The following is an 18,304-nucleotide window of genomic DNA, read 5'->3' as shown; positions in this document are numbered from 1 at the left end:
TTCGAGGCTACCGACTCCCGGCGGCGGCGGTGCGGGGCAACGGAATTCACCACCAGCCCAGGATCGGCCGCAGCGCGCGCCCCAACGCGCCTGCGAGCGAGCGTGAATAGGAGGCGGTGAGGTGGTGTTCGTCGTGGTAGATCAGGGTGTTGCCCTCGGCGACCGCGCACAGCGCCGGGCGGCAGACCGCGTCGCTGAGGTCGATCGGGAAGACGCTGGGAAAGCGCGAGGCCGGTTCCAGTTGCGGGCTGATCGGGCTGAGCGCGTCGACGCGGCGCATGCCGCAGCTGGCCCGGTCCCCACCGGCGGCCAGGCAGTCGGCGGCGCGATAGCGCACGGTGCCGCGCCGCAGCCACGGGGTGTCGCGCACGGTGATCACGTTGAGGCCCTCGGCCGACAGCGCCGACCAGACGTCGAGGTATTCGGCGGGGGTTTCGTCACCGCCCGCGTCGCGGGGCCGGGTGCCGATCGTGAACACCCAGTCCGGCCGGTCGGTGCCGAGCCGGTCGATGACCTCGCGCGACCAGTCCCGGCAGTCCGGGATCGGCTCGCCGACGGCGCTGGCGTCCTCGGCGACGGTGAGCGGGCAGCCCATCTTCAGATACACCTGGATGCGGAAGGAGTGCTCGGCCGCGAGCACCTGCAGCGCGGGCAGCCAGTGCTCGGCGTGCGAACTGCCCACCAGCGCGAGGGTGCGCTCGGCGTCGGGGTCACCGTAGACGCAGGTGATCACCTCGCGGGTGTCCCAGTCGGCGATGCAGCCGTCGACCGTGGGTGGCGGCAGATCGTTGGGCGCGTCCAGCACGCTCGGGCGCATCGGCTCATCCGGGACCGGCGCCCCGGCCGCCAGCGCCTCGGCGCCCGGATACGCCTCGACCGCGAGTTCGGCGGCGGCGACGGCCGGTTCGGACCGGACCACCCCGTACTGCCAGACCGAGGTCACCGACAGCATCGAGACCAGCAGCACCGCCACGGTCGCGCCCGCCAGCTGCCGGGGCAGTGCTCTGCCCACGCCCGGCCTGCGCAACGGTTCCTCGATCCAGCGGTGGGTCAGCCAGGCCAGGCCCAGCGACACCGCGATCACCCCGCCGCCGCCGAGCAGGTCGATCTCGGCGTCGCCGCGGTCGGCCAGGAAGAAGATCAGGATCGGCCAGTGCCACAGGTACAGCGGGTAGGCGATATCGCCGAGCCACCGCGTCACGGGGTGGGCCAGCAGCCGGTTGGGGCCGGTCCACTCGGTGGCCGGGACGCGGTTGACCGACAGGATCACCGCGGCCGCGGCGCCCACCGGGAGCAGCGCCCACGGCCCGGGAAAACGGTTGGCGCCGTCGGCGATCAGCCAGCCGCACAGCACCACTCCGGCGACCCCGAGCATCGCGGCGATCCCGCGCAACCACCGCGGCAGCGACACCCACGGCGCCAGCACGGCCAGCGCCGCACCGGCGGCGAGTTCCCAGCCGCGCGCGGCGGTGTCGTAGTAGTTCCAGCCCTGATGGGTCGCCGCGCCCCGCAGCGCGTACTCGAACGACCACGCCGCCGCGGCCACCACGATCAGCCCGACCACCGGCCGCACCGCCCCGGGCCGGGACAGGCCGGCGCACAGCCGCGCCACGCCCGCGACGACGATCAGCGCCGCCAGATAGAACTGTCCCTGCACCGACATCGACCACAGATGCTGCAGCGGGCTCACCGACGGATCGGCGGCCAGATAGTCCGCCCAGCTCAGCGCCAGCTCCCAATTCTGGTGGTAGAACAGCGAAGCCACGGTCTGCGCCGCGATCGCCGACCACTGGGTGTAGGGCAGCAGCAGCGTCGAGGCCACCACGACCGCGGCCAGCACCACCGTCATGGCGGGCACCAGCCGCCGCGCCGTGCGCCGCAGCACCGACCACTCCCACGCCGGTTCGCCGCGCTCGGCCCGGCGCAGCAGCAGGCCGGTGAAGAAGAAGCCCGACAGCACCAGGAACACGTCGACTCCGCCGGAGACCCGGCCCATCCACACGTGGAAGACCACCACCAGGGTGATGGCCAGCCCGCGCAGTCCGTCGAGATCGGAGCGGTAGGAAGGCGCCGTCGCCCGCGCCGCGGTGGCCGGGCCGGAGCCGGTGACCGTCACCGGCGCGAACACGATGCTGTGCCCCCGCCGACGGCAAGTGAACCGGCATTCCGGAGAACGGCGAGCGACAAAAGCATGTCGAATCTCCTACCACGCGCCGAACCCGGTGTCACATCGTCGGCGGCGGAGGGCGCTGGGCCACAGGGTTTCCGGCCTGCGGGCCGGGGTCGAGCGCGCGGATGGCGCCCTCCACGGCGCCGAGCCGGTCGGCGAGCAGACCCAGCCCGCCGACCGCGCGCACGAGCGGATCGTCCGCGCTGCCGCCCAGGGCCCGATCCCGCACGTAGGCGGCCCGCACCGCGGCCCAGCGCTCGGCCTGGGCCGGGGTGAGCCTGCCGCGCAGTTCCGCGAGCGCGAGCAGGTTCGCCTCCGCGTCGGCCCCCAGGGTCTGCGCCTCGCCGCGATAGTGGTCGTCGATGAGCGCCTCGAGTTCCCGCTCGTTCATCACCGGTACCAGGCGGCTGGTGAGCCCGTTCATGTCCCGGTAGGACCCCTGCAACCGGAACGGCGGTGCGGTGCGCGCGCTGTCGGTGGTGGCGGCCGAGGCCAGGTAGGCGCGATTCACCGCCAGCACCACCTCGCGCACCCGCACCACCTTCGCCAGCACCGCGAGGATGTCGGTCAGCTCAGCCGGGGTGTACGGGTGGGTGAGCTGGTCGGTGCGCGCGGTGTCGTCACCGGCGGCCCGCCGCAGCAGCAGGTCCAGATCGGCGCGCTCGCGCGAAGCCAGCGGTGCGAGAACGGGATTGGTGGCCAGCGCGTTCTCCACATAGCTCAGCGCGAACAGATCGTCGCGTCCGGAGAGCACATCGCCGAGGTTCCACACATCGGCGCGATTGGCGAGCATGTCCGGAATCCGGAACCGTCTGCCCTGCTCGGTGTACGGGTTGCCCGCCATGCACACCGCGAACCGCTTGCCGCGCAGATCGTAGGTGCGGGTTCGGCCCTCCCACACCCCGTCGATGCGGCGCTGCCCGTCGCACAGCGACAGGAACTTCTGCAGCAGTTCCGGGGAGGTGTGCTGGATGTCGTCGAGATAGAGCAGCACATTGTTGCCCAGCTCGAGCGCGAAGTTGATCTTCTCCACCTCGCGGCGCGCGGTCGCGTCGGGCGCGGCCGCCGGGTCCAGCGAGTGCACCCGGTGACCGAGGGCGGGCCCGTCGACCTTGACGAAGATCAGCCCGAGCCGGGCAGCCACGTACTCCATCAGCGTGGTCTTGCCGTAGCCCGGCGGGGAGATCAGCAGCAGCAGCCCGGAGCGCACCGCCGCGGCGGCCGCGTCCGCGGTGCCGAGCTGGCGGGCCAGATTGTCACCGATCAGCGGCAGGTAGACCTCGTCGAGCAGCCGGTTGCGCACGAAACCGCTCAGCACGGCGGGCTTGTAATCGTCGAGCCGCAAACGCGTGCGCTCGGCGGCGAGCAGTTCGCCGCGGCGGCGCAGATGCGCGCGGAACACCGGTATCTCCTCGGTGCGGAACCTGTGGGCGCGCGCGGTCAGCTCGGCCAGGCGCACCGCCAGGCTGCCGTCGCGGAGGCGTGGATGCTCGCCGAGCAGCCCGTCCACCACGGTGTCCAGCGGTGCGGCACAGTCGAATCGGGGTACCGCCTGCCCGCACAGCGCGATCGCGACAGCCTCCGGGAGATGCTCGAGCTGCGCGGGATCACCGGCGCTCTCGGCATAGGCGCCCAGCCAGGTGGCGACCAGGTGGTACCGCTCGGCCGGATCGGCGTCCAGACCGCGCACCGCGGACTCGAAGTCGGCGTAGGCGGTGGGATGCGCCGCATCGAGCCTGCGCCGGAACCCGGCGAGCAGCTCCCCGGCGACCGCCGCGGTGACGAAACCCTCCGGCTCACCGGCGATCTCGTGGAACAGGTACGTGCCCGCGGATGCCGCGTCGATGTCGTCGAGGCCCAGCGACGCGCCGAATTCCGCGATGGCCCCGGTGAGTTCGCCGATCACCCGCGCCCGGGCGGTCGGTTCGGCGAAGATCGCCGCGGCCCTGGCGGTCGACACGATGCGCGTGGTGAGCTGCGCGCGGTGCCCCTCGGCCGGTTCGGGGCCGAAGCACCACCACAGCTGGGCGGCGGCCCGGTCGGCCGGGCGATAGCGCAACAGGCCCGCGCCCGTGTGCAAGTCGAGCAGTGCCGTGAGGATCACGGTGGCGTCGTGGTCGTGCACGCCGAGCTGGTATCCCTCGTCGTAGCGCTGTCGCGCCACCTCCCGCACGACGCCGTCGAGCTTGCCCGCCGCCGCGGCCTCGTGCAGATCCTCGAGCTCGTCCGCCGCCTGCGCGTCGGCCAGGATCGAGGCGGCCAGATGTTCGCCCCGGTACACGCGCGGCGTCTCCGAGACCAGCAGCTGCGACCACAGCGCCGCCGCCTCGGCACCGAACTCGTCGTCGGCCACCGGCGCCAGATAGTCGGTGCCGTTGATGCTGAAGACCAGCCCGCCCTCGTGCGGCACCAGCGCGAGATCCCACCGCGCGGAGGTCACCGCGAACCGGTGCCTGCCCAGCCGGATCGTCTCGCCCCCGTCGGCGTAGAGGTCGTCGCGGTCGCGCAGGATCCGGGCCGCCTCCTGCCGGGCCACCGTGATGCGGCCGTCGAGCTCCTCGGCGGCCACCACCTCGCCCGCCGCCCGCAGCTCGGTGATCGTGGCACGCAGCCGCAGCACCATCGCGTCGGCGGCGAAGTAGGCGTTCACCTCCTCGGCCGAAGCCAGTGCGGCACTGCGCCGTTCGATGCTCGACAGCATCCGCCGCGCCGCGTCCACGAGGCGCCGTGCCCGCTGGGTGCGTTCGTCGAGCAGGCTCTGGCGGCGGGTGGCGAAAGCCTCGTAGAGGTCGTCGCGGGTGGCCGCGATCCGCTCGGCGAAATCGTCGATCCCGCCGAAGCGGGTCTCCAGATCCTCCACCGTCCCCAGCAGCGTGGCGACCAGGTCGTCGCAGGTCTGCGGGGTGTCGGCGCGGGCGAGCGCGCTGGTGACGGCCTGGCCCAGCAGCGCGTACTCGGCGGCGAACTCGGCGCGGCCCTCGGCGGCCGCCAGCTCGCCGCGGCGCGCGTGCAGAGTGGCCCCGGCCCGGTTGACCGCGGCCAGGACCGTCGAGACCCGGTCGAGGATGCCGGTGCGCAGGGTGGCGTCGCCCACCTCGAGCCCGGTGACCACCTCGACCACCGTCTCCAGCTCCGCCGTCCGCTCGGCCAGCCACTCCCGCAGCGGCTGGGCTCCGGCCACCGTGGACACCGCCGCCGCCTGCGCGCGGGTGTCCTCGATCGCCACCAGATAGTCCGCGAAAGCCTCGGGGCCGCTGAGGAATTCGACGCACCCGCGGCCGGTGTCCGCCAGCGCCGCCGCCACCGACGCGGCCAGCTCGTCGAGCCGGTCGGTGTCGACGTAGCGCAGCGCACGCAGTGTCTCGACCCGGCCCGCGGCCCGGTGCAGGGCGGCGAGCTCCTCGACCCAGCCCTGGGCGGTCGGATGGCCGCCGCCGGTGCGCAGCAGTGTCGCGATCTGCTCGGCCGCCTCGGTCACGGCGGTTTCGGCCTGCTCGGTGCGAGCGGTGACCTTCGCGAACTCGTCCACCACCTGCGCGGCGGTATCGCGCAGCGCGCCCAGTGGCGCGGCCAGATCGCCGAACTCGGCCTCGGCGAGCCAGTGGTGATGATCGGTGGTGCGTCCGCAGGCGGCGACGATCGCCTCGAACACCTCGGTGCTCGGTGTCAGGTCCTCGACCATACGGCTCACCGACAGGCAGTCCGCCAGCCCGCGCACCAGCTCGGCATTGCCGATGCGGGCCAGCGGGCCGTCGCCGGTGGGCTGCCGCGCGGCATGGGTGTCGGAGACGAACGGCGTCTGCCACACCTGCAGGGTGTGCACCCGGGCAGGTTCGGCCGACACCGCGCGCAGGACCACCATCGTGCCGTCCTCGAACAGCGAATACCCGTGGCAGCTGATCGGGGTGGCGACCTGCTTGCGAATCATGTTGTAGGGCAGCAGCAGTGTGCGACCACGGGCCCCGGCGCGGAACACGTAGAGCACGTCCTCGCCGTTGGGCGCGCGCACCGTGGTCTCGTAGACCAGGTCGTCGACCTCGGTGTCGAAGGTCTTGTGCACCCCGGTCGCCAGGTAGTACCCGCCGGGGAAGACGATGCCCTGGTCCTCGGGCAGCAGCCGGCACGACAGGCCGATCCCGTCGAGCCGGGTGACGGTGCGGGTCCTGGTGTCGAAGACCAGGTGCCGACGCACCGTCTCCTTGTAGGGCCGGACCCGCAGCAGGATCAGCGCGCCCACCTCGGCGTAGTGCACCTCGGCGTCGGCCAGGCTCTGCAGCGGCTCGTCCACCGGCTCGGTGTGGACGCCGGTGGCGGTCTCGGTGTCGTTGTCCACCTTCACCGTCAGTGTGCCGCCGAGGGTGTCGACGAACACCTTGCCCAGGATCGACACGTGCGGATGACGCCCCGGCACCTGATCGTCGCGGGTGGCCTCGGTCCAGGCGAACTCGTGCGGGTCGGGGAACACGTGATCGCGTTCGCCGCGGCTGTCGAGGTAGCCGGGCGCCCCGGCCGAATCCACGCCCCAGCGCAGCACTTTGATGTCGTCGGCGCGCTGCCCGGTCTGGAACACCGCGAGCAGGCGCCCGCCGACCCGGCGCAGCCGCGACAGCCGGGTCTGCGCGTAGTACCGGTACAGCTCGGCGAAGTCGCGGCCGAAGCGCGGATCATCCAGCAGCCCCGCCGGATCGGCGGGGGCGAAACCCTTCTCGGCCCGGCGGAATCGGTGCACCGCGAACACATCGGCCACGTCCGTCGTGGGCTTCGATCCGGGAGAGGCGTTGTAGCCGAACAGCATCCGGCCGTCGGCCATGGCCAGCACGTCACGCGGCACACACGGCTGTTCGGTGTGGATCTGCTCGGTGCCCAGCAGCGTCAGCTCCACGCCGCCGAAGTCGGCGACGCGACGGTCGTTGAGTTCGGCACAGCGCGTGGACAATTCGCTCGCCTGCTCGCGCAGGCGGGCGTGCAGCACCTCGTAGGTGCCGCCGTCGAGGGCGGCACCCGCGGCCGGGGCGGTGATGTCCGCCCCGGCCGTGGCGTCCCGGTGCCGCTGCCGCGGCGCGCTCACTTGTCCAGCAGGATGTCGGGCGCGGTGCCGGTGTCCGGCGTGGAACCGTTGCGCGTGAGCAGCGAACCGACCACGGCGGTGGCGGCGGCACCGGTGTCGGAGTGCAGGAGACGGTCCAGACCCTTACCGAGCCCGATCGACCCGACCAGCCGGTCCAGGAACATCGATTCCCCGCCGACGATGTCGATCTTGGCATTGCCCAGCCCCGTGGCCAGCACCTCGGCCTGGGCCTGGGCGACGTCGACCTGCGCCCGCACGGTCGCCAGTTCGACCTCCTTCTGCAACTCGAGGCGCAGCCGGAATTCCTCGTGCTGGCGGGTGGCGTCGTCGAGCACCGCCATGGCGGCGGCCTTCTCGTGCAGACCCTCGGCCTCGCCCTTGAGCTTGTCGCGCAGGCCCTCGGCCTCGGCGAGATTGCGCTCGCGCAGCACCGCGGCCTCGGCCCGCCCCACCTTCTCGATGGCGTCGGCCTCGCGCTCGCGCACCTGCGCGGCACCCAGCCCGGGCGCGGCGGCTTCGGCCTGGGTGGCCTCGGCGAGCCGGATCTTGGCCTTGGCCTTCAGGTCCGCGGCCGCCACCTCGGCCTCGGCCAGCGTGATCGACTCCTTGGCCAGGAACTTCGCCGCCGCCTCGGCGGCCTCGGCGGCCTTGATGTCCTTGACCAGGTGTTCCTGCGCCTCGGCCTCGGCGCGGATGATGATGGCCTGGCGCTCGCGCTCGGCGGCCTCGGTCGCGCGCAGCCGGTTGATCTGCTCCTCCTGCTCGGCCACGGTCTTGTCCACCGCGACCCGCTCACGCACCACCTCGGCCACGGTGCGCCGCTCGGTCTGCACCTCGCGCTCGTTGGCGATGTGGGCCAGCGACACCGCCCGGTCACGGTCGGCCACCTCGAGCAGCCGGTCCTTCTCGATCCGCTCGGACTCGATGGCGATCACCCGCTCGCGGTTCTTCTCCGCGACGGCGATCTCGCGATCCTTGTTCTGTGACTGCACGGCCAGCGCTTCCTCGGTGCGCAGGAACGCGGTCTGCGCCTTGAGCCGTTCCTCGGCCTGCACCCGCTGGATCTCGGCGTCCTCGCGGGCCCGCAGCGTCTCCACCTCGCGGCGCTGGCGGTTCTCCGCGTCGGCCTGCTGACGTTCCAGCTCGAGCACCGCCTCGCGCGCCTCCACGTTCTGGCGGGTGATCTCCTTCTCCTCGTGGCGGCGGAACTCGTTGGTGCGCACGTGCTCGATGGCGGTGAGCTCGGTGATCTTGCGGATGCCCTGCGCGTCGAGGATGTTCTGGCTGTCGAGCTGGATGAGCGGGGTCTGCTCGAGGTAGTCGATGGCGGCGTCCTCGAGGCTGTAGCCGTTGAGGTCGGTGCCGATCACCGCCATGATCCGGTCACGGAATTCGTTGCGGTGGGTGTAGAGATCGACGAAGTCGAGGTGCTTGCCCACGGTCTTGAGCGCCTCGGAGAACTTGGCGCTGAACAGTTCCTGCAGCGTGGCCTGGTCGCTGGCGCGCTGGGTGCCGATGGCCTGGGCCACCTTGATCACGTCCTCGACGGTCTTGTTGACCCGCACGAAGAAGGTGATCCGGATGTCGGCGCGGATATTGTCGCGGCAGATCAGCCCGTCGCGTCCGAGCCGGGCCACCTCGATCGTCTTGACCGAGATGTCCATGTACTCGGCCTTGTGCAGCACCGGCAGCACGACAGCGCCGGTGAAGGTCACATCGACCTTGCGCATCTTGGAGATGATCAGCGCCCGGCCCTGGCTGACCTTCTTGAACAACCGGCTCACCAGGAACAACACGGCGAGACCGGCGAGCAGGACCAGGGCGATCAGCACCCCGAATCCGATGGCGATGGTGGACATTCAGTTCCCCTCCCATGCGGCCACCCAGAACGTTCCGGCGGCCGGGTCGTAGTCGTAGACAACGGCGGAATCCCCCTGTGCCAGGGGAGCGGTCGCGGCGTGCAGGGCACTCTGCCGGACCTGGATGACCGCCGACGATCCGTCGGCGGCGGTGAGCTCGGCCTGCCCGAACTCCTCGTCGACGCGGCCGGTGCGCACCCGGCACATCCGGCCGACGAAATCCCGGTGCGAGGCGGCGGGCACGGCACCGAAGACCCGGCGCAGCGGGAGCACCACCAGCCGGGTGCCCGCGACGGCGACCGGCACCGCGACGATCAGGACCCCGCAGCGCGCGAGTACCCCCGCGAGCCCGGACAGCCCGGCGACCGCCACGGTGCCGGCCAGTGTGGTGAACCAGGACAGCCCGACCAGCCCCGTCACGGCGACGGTCACCGGCACCCCGCCGAGCCCCAGCGCGTCGAGACCCTGTGTCGCGGAATCGGTCTCGACGGACTCGGTCTCGGTACCCCCGACGAGCACCAGCAGCCAGAACCCGATGACGACGAGCAACGCGAAGGTGAACAGCACCACCGGAAACGACAGTGCCACGCGCACGAACTCGAACAACCCCCACGATGCCATCGGTTTTTCCCCTCGCCGAACGACCCCCGGGAACCGAGTGGAATCCGGGGATTGCCGACCAGACTTCCCGGCGCACCTAAGGTAAAGATATCGTAAAGACCCAGCTCGCGCAACCGAATTGCCTGATCCCCATGGCATTTCCGGCCCGCGGCACCTGCGCCGAGACCCGGTGATTTCCGCTGGTATCGTCGTTTTCGACCAGGTAGTCGATAATTTTTGACGCGAAGGAGGGCGCGTGCCCGGGCCCCGGCGGACACAGGCGCAGCGGCGTGCCGAGACGAGTCGGGCGCTCATCGACGCGACCATCGAGACGATCGTCGAGCGGGGCTACGCCCACGTCACCGTCAAAGAGGTCTGCCGCCGCGCCGGCGTCTCGCACGGCGGGCTCTTCGGCCGCTTCGCGACCCTGTTCGACCTGATCGCCGCCGCCGCCGACGAAGTGGGCAGACGCCAGCGCGAATCCTTCGTCACCCGGATGAACCAGCTCCCGGACCGCTCGGATGTCACCTCGGTGCTGGCCCTGTGGCGCGACACCGCCCGCGACCCGATCAACACGGTCTGGCTCGAACTGACCATGGCCGCCCGCACCGACCCCGCCCTCCGGCAACGCCTCGAGGTGGTCCGCCTGGAATACGCCGCGGCCCTGGTCACCGGAGGCGTGAAAATGCCCGCCGCACAGGGCTTGTCACCCGAACAGGTGATCGCCCTTGGCTCGATCGTCGTCTTCTGCTTCGACGGCGACGCCCTGAGCACCGGCGCGTTCCCCCAACCGGAACTCGACGCGGCGCGACTCGAGGTACTCGGCACGATGGTCGGCCACTACCTGGACGCGAATCGCGGTCCGGACTGAGCGGGGCGCCCCCGGCACGCCCCGCCCGCCGGTGACTCAGCGTCCGGCGCCGAGCCGCTGCCCCAGCATGGTGCCCAGCAGTCCGGTGGCGAAATCCGGCAGGGTGGAGGCGAATTCGGGCTCCAGCGCGGAGGAGGTGACGGTCCGCACCGTGCAGCCGGGGCCCTGGACCGGGCCGTCACCGGTGAGCGCGCGGTCGAGCCAGGCGAAGGCGCCGCCCGCGCCGGTCAGCGCGACCATGCCGTGCACGCCCATCGGGGTATCCGGCACCGCGTCCCTGACCTGGGTGATCGAGGCGCCCGCGGCGCAGTAGCGGGCCACCAGCGCGTCCACCGCCGGGCCGTTGCTCACCTCGTCGAGCAGGCCGTTGAGGACGTACAGCGGCGCGGTGGGGATCTCGCTGCCGCGCTCGCGCAGATCGACTTCGCGGCGGATCACCGGATCGGCCATGAGCTCGTCGATCGGCGCGGTGAGCCAGTCGGCGACGCGGCGGAACCGGGTGCTACCGACGGTGGTCGCGGTGCAGCTCACCCGCGCCAGCTCGACGACATCCCGGCCCGCCGGGGTGAGGTAGGGCGCCACGTGCGCGGCGAATTCGGGGGAGTCCTTGCCGATCGAGGCCAGGCCGAGCGGTATCAGCCCGACCGTCGATCGCCCGTCGGCGGTGCGGATGGCGGCCTCGAGGTCCTGTACCGGCGCGCCGATCGCGAAGCCCGCGACCCGGAGTTCCGGTGCGTAGCGCGGCTGCACCTCGGCGGCCCAGCTCGTCGCGACGCCGCCGCCGGAGTAGCCCCACCCGGCCACCCGTGTCGCGGTGCCGGGCAGCCCAGCGGGGCGAAGTGCTCGGCCGCGCGGATGCCGTCGAGCACGGTGTAACCCATCAGCCGGGGCGTGAGGAAGCGGTCCTCGATGCCGCCGGGATCGGGCACGCTCACCGCCCAGCCCTTCGACAGCGCGGTGGCCACCAGCGCGGCTTCCGACGGCACCGTCGAGCGGCCGGACTGCTTCGCGGGGTCGAGCAGGTCGGTGAGGCTGCCGTGGGTCAGGGAGTACGACGGCATGCACTCGCGTCGCAGCGCGTCGTAGGCCATCTGGAACGACAGCAACGGCCGCGGCGTCGCGGGCCCGCGCGGGCGCAGGACCGTGGTGACCGCCGCGTACGGCCTGCCCTCGCCGTCGGTGGTCCGGTACAGCAGCTGCCAGCCCTCGGCGTCGATCGGGAACTGCTGCAACAGTTTCGCCACGACCGGCCTGCTGTCCAGGACGGTTCCCGGCGCGGTCTGCTCGTAGCCTCGCGGCGGCGTGTAGAAGTCGTCGTCGACCTCGGCTCCGGCCTGTCCGGCCGCCAGGGTCGCTGCCGCGATCAGCGCGCTCGCGATCAGCGCACCCCAGCGGCCACGGCGAACTCTGCGTGATCTCCGGCCGAATCGGCCTGCCCGCGTATGACTTTCCATGTGTCCAACTCTCGATCCGACAGCGGTGTCCGACGGGGTGCGCACCCGTGAGCTGGGACGGTACGGGAGACTGGGACCGAAATCAATATTTCGACCGTTCGCAATATTAATTGCGGGTTAGGGTGACGCGTGGCCGACGACATCCCCGCTCCCGAACGCCGTGACGACTGCTTGGCGCTGGTTCGGGCGGGTCTGGGGTTGGGTTCCGACGGGGTTCTCGCGATCAGTGTGCAGAGCGGGGGGCTGTTCAACTATCTGTTGCGGGTCGACACGCAGGCCGGGACCTATTTCTTCAAGCAGTATCTCGACGGGGTCGACAATCCGCTGTACTCCCCGCCGGAGATTCCGGCGATCGAGCGGGCGGAGCTGGCCGAGCGGGTGCAGCGGCTGGCGGCGGACGGGTCCGGGGTGGTGCCGGAGATCGTGGCGTTCGACCGGGGGCGGTGCGCCTTCCTGATGACGGCGGCGGCCGGGGAGCGGCCGCTCAACGATCATCTCGCGCGGGGCGAGCTGCCCGCCGGATTCCTGGATCGGCTCCCTGGCGTACTGGCGGGGCTGCACCAGCGGACCCACCGGCGCTTCACCGCGGATTCGGTGCTCGCCAACACCGCTTTCCGGGATTTCAAGCTCGGCTTGCAGTACGACGACATCACCGCGCGTCTCACCGCCGCGGAGGCCGATCGGGTGCTGCGCTGCCGCCGCGACTACCAGCGGCGCACCGACTGTGTCACGCACGGAGATCTCAACTCGCGCAACATCATCGTCTCCGGCTCCGCGCTCGGGGTGATCGATTTCGAGCAGTCGCACCTGGGCACTCCCGCTTACGATCTCGCCTACATCCTGTGCGAAGTGTTCATCAGCCGGGAGGTCTTCGATACGGACGCGGCGGGGGTGATCGGGGAATTCCTCGACCGGTACTTCGCGGATTTCACTGTGGCGAAACGTGATTCGGTGGAGACGGAGGTGACCCGGCACCTTGCGGTGCAGACGCTGTACCGGTTCTGGGGCCCCAGCCGCGCGGCGTGGACCGGGTATGTCGGCGATGACGATCGCGCGCGCGTCATCGCCGCCGCCAGGGCCCTGCTGATGACCGACGGCCCGGTCACCGCGGTGCTCGGCCGCTAACGCTCGCGGTCGGCGGGGGTGTAGGGGATATTGGCCGCGCGGTTCTGGTCGACGCGGATCGCCCGGCCCAATTGCGGGAACGCGCGCTGCGCGCAGGCCGGACGCTCGCAGATCTTGCACCCCGCGCCGATCGGGACGGCGGTGGTCTCGTCGTGGATCGGCAGCCCGTGCGAGTACACCAGCTTCTCGGCATAGGCGAGGTCGCAGCCCAGTCCGATCGCGAAATCCCTTTTGGGGGAGAGGTATCCGGGTGTGCTCTCGTCGGTGGTGCGCGCCAGCCACAGGTATTTGCGCCCGTCGGGCATCTCGGCGATCTGGGTGCGGATACGGCCGGGCGTGGTGAATGCCTCGTGCACCACCCACAGCGGGCAGCTGCCACCCACCCGGGAGAAGTGGAACGCGGTCGCGGACTGGCGTTTCGAGATATTGCCCGCCCGGTCGGTGCGGACGAAGAAGAACGGCACCCCGCGCTGATTCGGCCGTTGCAGGGTGGACAGCCGGTGACACACCGTCTCGAAGCCGACCTCGAACATCGACGACAGCAGATCGATGTCGTAGTGCAGTTCCTCGGCGGCATTGCGGAAACGTGTGTAGGGCAGGATGAGCGCGCCCGCGAAGTAGTTGGCCAGGCCGATGCGGAGCAGATCGCGTGAGCCCGCGGGCATCGTCACCGCCGCGACCAGGGACTCGATGGTTTCGGCGTGGGTGAGGAAGGCCAGCTGGGTGGCGAGCTGGAAGGCCCGCTGTCCCGGAGAGAGCCTGCGGGCCAGCACGATGCGCCGGGTGTCGGGATCGTAGACGCGTTTGGGGCCGGGGTCGGTGGGGTCGTCGGTGCGGATGGTGACGCCGATGCCGTGGCGCTGGTGCAGCAGGCGGGTCAGTTGCAGGTCCAGGCCGCCGATGCTGAGCCGGTTGTCGGTGAACAGGTGCTCGGCGGCGTGGTCGAGTTCGGGGATGTGGTTGCGGCGGTCGTAGAAGAAGTCGCGCACGTCCTCGTAGGGGGTGGCGGTGCCGGGGGTGACGGTGACGCCCTCGATATCGGCGGAGAACTGCTCCATCTGCTGGGTGGCCCCGCGCAGCCGCCGGTGCAGGCTCACCAGCAGCCGGGCGGCGGCGGGGGTGCGGGTCATCAGGTCGTCGAGTTCGGCGGTGGAGAGGGTGACCGCGTCGGGGTCCTCGGCGAAGACGTCCTGCAGGTCGGCCAGCAGGCGGGCGTCGGTGTCGGCGGCGAAGAAGCCCATGTCCAGGTCGAAGGTGGCATTGAGCCGCAGCAGCACCTGCACGGTGAGCGGGCGCTGATCGTTCTCGAGCTGGTTGACGTAACTCACCGATAGCCCGAGCACCTTGGCCATCCCCGATTGGGACAGCCCTCGTTGTTCCCGCAGCGTCCGCAGCCGTGCGCCCGCGTACATCTTCTGCATGCCGCCAATGTAGCAGCCGCAACTTTCACAACTTCCACAAATTTGCTGGCCAGCCTCCACAAAATTTGGCATTTGCGGTGTATTTCGCCGTATTCACCGCGTGTGTAACGTGCGAAACAGATCAGTGAATTTCCCGCTTCTGGAGGCCGCCACCGTGAAGAACCATCTCGTCCGCACCCACCGCTCCGCCGAGGACTTCCCCCGTGAGGACCACCTCGCGTGGCGGATCGCCGAGGTTGCCGCCGACGCGGTCGAGGTGACCACCGACACCGAGGAGATGATCGTCAACCGGATCATCGACAACGCCTCGGTGGCGGCGGCCTCGATCACCCGGCGCCCGGTCGCCAACGCCCGCGCCCAGGCGCTGGCCCACCCGTACGGTCCCGGTGCCGCCGTGTTCGGCGTGCCCGGCCGGTTCTCCCCGGAGTGGGCCGCGTGGGCCAATGGTGTGGCGGTGCGTGAACTCGACTTCCACGACACCTTCCTGGCCGCGGAGTACTCGCACCCCGGTGACAACATCCCGTCGATCCTGGCCGTGGCCCAGCACGCGGGCCGCGGTGGTCGCGAGCTGATCCGGGGCCTGGCCACCGGCTACGAGATCCAGGTCGACCTGGTCCGCGCCATCTGCCTGCACGAGCACAAGATCGACCACGTCGCCCACCTGGGCCCCTCGGCCGCCGCCGGTATCGGCACCCTGCTGGGCCTGGACACCGAGACCATCTACCAGGCCATCGGCCAGGCCCTGCACACCACCACCGCCACCCGCCAGTCCCGCAAGGGCGAGATCTCGAGCTGGAAGGCGTACGCGCCCGCCTTCGCCGGGAAGATGGCGGTGGAGTCGGTCGATCGCGCGCTGCGTGGCGAGGGCGCGCCGTCGCCGATCTGGGAGGGCGAGGACGGCGTGATCGCCTGGCTGCTGGGCGGTCCGAAGGCGGAGTACTCGGTGCCGCTGCCCGGCCCGGGCGAGGCCAAGCGCGGCATCCTCGACACCTACACCAAGGAGCACTCGGCCGAGTACCAGAGCCAGGCCCCGATCGACCTGGCCTTCCGCCTGCGCGCGCGCGTCGGCGACCTGGACCAGATCGCGACCGTCGTGCTGCACACCAGCCACCACACCCACTACGTGATCGGCACCGGCTCCAACGACCCGCAGAAGTTCGATCCGAAGGCCTCGCGCGAGACCCTCGATCACTCGATCATGTACATCTTCGCCGTCGCCCTGCAGGACGGCGTCTGGCACCACGAGCGGTCCTACGCCCCCGAGCGGGCCCAGCGCCCCGACACCGTCGAGCTGTGGAACAAGATCTCCACCGCCGAGGACCCGGAGTGGACCCGTCGCTACCACTCGACCGACCCGAACGAGAAGGCCTTCGGTGCCCGCGCCGAGGTCACGCTGAAGAGCGGTGAGGTGATCGTCGACGAGCTGGCCGTGGCCGACGCGCATCCGCTGGGGGCGCGCCCGTTCGCCCGCGAGCAGTACATCGCCAAGTTCCGCACCCTGGCCGAGGGCGTCATCGACCCGGCCGAGCAGGACCGTTTCCTCGATGTCGCCCAGCGCACGCCCGAGCTCACCGCCGAGGAGCTGGGTCAGCTGAACTTCACCGTCTCCGACGAGGTGCTGGCTCGCGCGCCGAAGCTGCCGAAGGGCCTGTTCTGATGACCGGCCTGCTCGCCGCGCCGACCTCGGCCACCGACAAGCGGATCGCGTTGCGGGCCGGACTCGCCTCGGACCGCATCCAGCGTCTGCCGGGCGCGTTCAATCCACTGGTGGCCAAGCTGATCCAGGAGATCGGCTTCGAGGGCGTCTACGTCTCCGGCGCGGTGGTCTCGGCCGACCTGGCGCTGCCCGATATCGGGCTCACCACGCTGAGCGAGGTCACCGAGCGCGGCAGGCAGATCGCGCGGGTCACCGACCTGCCGGTGCTCATCGACGCCGACACCGGTTTCGGTGAGCCGATGAGCGCGGCGCGCACGGTCACCTTCCTCGAGGACGCGGGCATCGCCGGCGCGCACTTCGAGGATCAGGTGAACCCGAAGCGCTGCGGTCACCTCGACGGCAAAGCTGTCGTGCCGGTGGCGGAGATGGTGCGCAGGCTGCGCGCGGCGGTCGCGGCCCGGCGCGACCCGAACTTCGTGATCTGCGCGCGCACCGACGCCGCCGGGATCGAGGGTATCGACGCGGCGATCGAGCGGGCGAAGGCGTATGCCGAGGCGGGTGCGGACCTGATCTTCACCGAGGCACTGCACACCCCGGCCGATTTCGAGAAGTTCCGGGCGGCGGTGGACACCCCGCTGCTGGCCAATATGACCGAGTTCGGCAAATCCGAACTGGTCCCGGCGGCCACGCTGGAGAAGATCGGCTACAACGCCGTCATCTATCCGGTGTCCACCTTGCGGCTGGCCATGTTCGCCGCCGAGGCGGGCCTGCGCGAGATCTTCGAGCAGGGCACCCAGGCCGGTCTGCTCGACCGGATGCAGCACCGTTCCCGGCTCTACGAACTGCTGCGGTACGAGCGCTACAACGAATTCGATTCCGACATCTTCAATTTCGCGTTGCGAAAGGACCAGTGATGACCGACATCGCTGTACCCACCATCTACAAGGGCCTGGCCGGGGTCGTCGTCGACACCACCGCGATCTCGAAGGTGGTCCCGGAGACGAACTCGCTGACCTATCGCGGCTACGCGGTGCAGGACCTGGCCGCGCACTGCTCGTTCGAGGAGGTGGCCTACCTGCTGTGGAACGGGGAGCTGCCCGATCACCGCGAGCTGGAACGGTTCTGCCAGCAGGAACGGGCCTCGCGCCGGGCCGACCGGTCGCTGCTGTCGCTGGTGGCCAAGATGCCGGACAACTGCCATCCGATGGACATCGTCCGCACCGCCATCAGCTATCTGGGCGCCGAGGACCCGGCCGAGGACGACAACTCGGCCAAGGCCAACCGCGCCAAGTCGCTGCGCATGCTCGCGGTGCTGCCGACCATCGTGGCCGCCGACCACCGCCGCCGCCGCGGCCTCGACCCGATCCCGCCCCACTCGCACCTGGGATACGCGGAGAACTTCCTGAACATGTGCTTCGGCAGCATCCCGTCACGGGAGCTGGTCAAGGCCTTCGAGGTGTCGCTGATCCTCTACGCCGAGCACAGTTTCAACGCCTCGACCTTCGCGGCGCGCGTGGTCACCTCGACGCTGTCCGACATCTACAGCGCGGTCACCGCCGCCATCGGCGCGTTGAAGGGCCCGCTGCACGGCGGCGCCAACGAGGCGGTCATGCACGACATGCTCGAGATCGGCGATCCCGCGCTGGCCGAGGAATGGCTGCGAAACAAGCTGGCGCACAAGGAAAAGGTGATGGGCTTCGGCCACCGGGTCTACAAGAACGGTGACTCCCGGGTGCCCACCATGAAGCAGGCGTTCCTCGATATCGCCGCCGCCACCGACGGCGACAAATGGGTGCGGATGTACGAGACGCTCGAACGCACCATGACCGAGGCCACCGGCATCAAGCCGAATCTCGATTTCCCGACCGGTCCCGCCTACTACCTGCTCGGTTTCGATATCGAGGTGTTCACCCCGATCTTCGTGATGAGCCGGATCACCGGCTGGACCGCGCACATCATCGAACAGGGCGAGTCCAACGCGTTGATCCGGCCACTGAGCGAATACGTCGGGGTGCCGCAGCGCACGGTCGTCGCCTAGAAACTCCCAGTCATCGGCGGTCCGCACCAACCGTGCGGGCC

General features: G+C 70.5%; 11 protein-coding genes and 1 pseudogene. 5 read left to right on the top strand and 7 right to left on the bottom strand.

The genetic code is table 11. The annotated features are described in order from the left end of the window. Positions 1-46: 46 nt before the first annotated feature. From ACFC06_RS26265 to ACFC06_RS26250, 4 genes are all read right to left on the bottom strand, one after another. Complete coding sequence (locus ACFC06_RS26265) at positions 47-2,116, bottom strand: acyltransferase family protein (protein ID WP_375937070.1); 2,070 nt, start codon at positions 2,114-2,116, stop codon at positions 47-49. Positions 2,117-2,225: 109 nt separating this feature from the next. Beyond that, a complete protein-coding gene (locus tag ACFC06_RS26260; protein ID WP_375937068.1) occupies positions 2,226-7,238 on the bottom strand; it encodes a DNA repair ATPase in 5,013 nt (1,670 codons plus the stop codon). After that, positions 7,235-9,097: an SPFH domain-containing protein gene (locus tag ACFC06_RS26255; protein ID WP_375937066.1), complete on the bottom strand. Its 1,863-nt coding sequence runs from the start codon at positions 9,095-9,097 to the stop codon at positions 7,235-7,237. The genes ACFC06_RS26260 and ACFC06_RS26255 overlap by 4 nt, the downstream gene beginning before the upstream one ends. After that, positions 9,098-9,718, bottom strand: a complete 621-nt coding sequence (locus tag ACFC06_RS26250) for a hypothetical protein (protein WP_375937063.1) — start codon at positions 9,716-9,718, stop codon at positions 9,098-9,100. A 235-nt stretch (positions 9,719-9,953) separates the two neighbouring features. Between ACFC06_RS26250 and ACFC06_RS26245 the strand changes: the two genes are divergently transcribed. Beyond that, positions 9,954-10,568 carry a TetR/AcrR family transcriptional regulator gene (locus tag ACFC06_RS26245; RefSeq protein WP_375937060.1) on the top strand — a complete coding sequence of 205 codons (615 nt, stop codon included), beginning with the start codon at positions 9,954-9,956 and terminating at the stop codon, positions 10,566-10,568. A 36-nt stretch (positions 10,569-10,604) separates the two neighbouring features. Here the strand turns inward: ACFC06_RS26245 and ACFC06_RS26240 are convergent, their stop codons facing one another. Then, positions 10,605-11,372 (bottom strand): lipase family protein, encoded by a 768-nt coding sequence (locus ACFC06_RS26240; RefSeq protein WP_375937057.1) that lies wholly within the window; start codon positions 11,370-11,372, stop codon positions 10,605-10,607. A 44-nt stretch (positions 11,373-11,416) separates the two neighbouring features. After that, positions 11,417-11,629: pseudogene (locus tag ACFC06_RS26235) on the bottom strand (lipase family protein); the annotation flags it as partial. Positions 11,630-12,151: 522 nt separating this feature from the next. Here ACFC06_RS26235 and ACFC06_RS26230 point away from each other — a divergent pair. Further along, on the top strand, positions 12,152-13,147 hold the full coding sequence (locus tag ACFC06_RS26230) for a phosphotransferase family protein (RefSeq protein ID WP_375937054.1): 996 nt from the start codon (positions 12,152-12,154) through the stop codon (positions 13,145-13,147). On the opposite strand, the gene ACFC06_RS26225 is transcribed toward ACFC06_RS26230, so the two are convergent. Continuing rightward, positions 13,144-14,568, bottom strand: a complete 1,425-nt coding sequence (locus tag ACFC06_RS26225) for a short-chain fatty acyl-CoA regulator family protein (RefSeq protein WP_375937051.1) — start codon at positions 14,566-14,568, stop codon at positions 13,144-13,146. The two genes, ACFC06_RS26230 and ACFC06_RS26225, sit on opposite strands and share 4 nt — an antisense overlap. A 154-nt stretch (positions 14,569-14,722) precedes the next feature. Here ACFC06_RS26225 and prpD point away from each other — a divergent pair, with 154 nt between their 5' ends. Genes prpD through ACFC06_RS26210 form a run of 3 tightly spaced genes read left to right on the top strand, consistent with a single transcriptional unit; the run spans position 14,723 to position 18,263 of the window. Further along, complete coding sequence (gene prpD, locus ACFC06_RS26220; protein ID WP_375937336.1) at positions 14,723-16,225, top strand: 2-methylcitrate dehydratase PrpD; 1,503 nt, start codon at positions 14,723-14,725, stop codon at positions 16,223-16,225. After that, entirely contained in the window at positions 16,225-17,139 is a 915-nt protein-coding gene (gene prpB, locus ACFC06_RS26215; RefSeq protein WP_375937048.1) for a methylisocitrate lyase, read from the top strand. Before prpD ends, prpB begins: the two co-directional genes overlap by 1 nt. Further along, the gene (locus ACFC06_RS26210) at positions 17,139-18,263 is read left to right on the top strand and encodes a bifunctional 2-methylcitrate synthase/citrate synthase (RefSeq protein WP_375937045.1); all 1,125 of its coding nucleotides are present in this window, start codon (positions 17,139-17,141) and stop codon (positions 18,261-18,263) included. The genes prpB and ACFC06_RS26210 overlap by 1 nt, the downstream gene beginning before the upstream one ends. Positions 18,264-18,304 lie beyond the last annotated feature (41 nt).

Source organism: Nocardia sp. NPDC056064 (assembly GCF_042266925.1).
In the GTDB taxonomy this organism is placed as follows: Bacteria; Actinomycetota; Actinomycetes; order Mycobacteriales; family Mycobacteriaceae; genus Nocardia.
The sequence above is the reverse complement of the archived record's forward strand: the minus strand, read 5'-3'. Positions and strand labels throughout refer to the sequence as shown.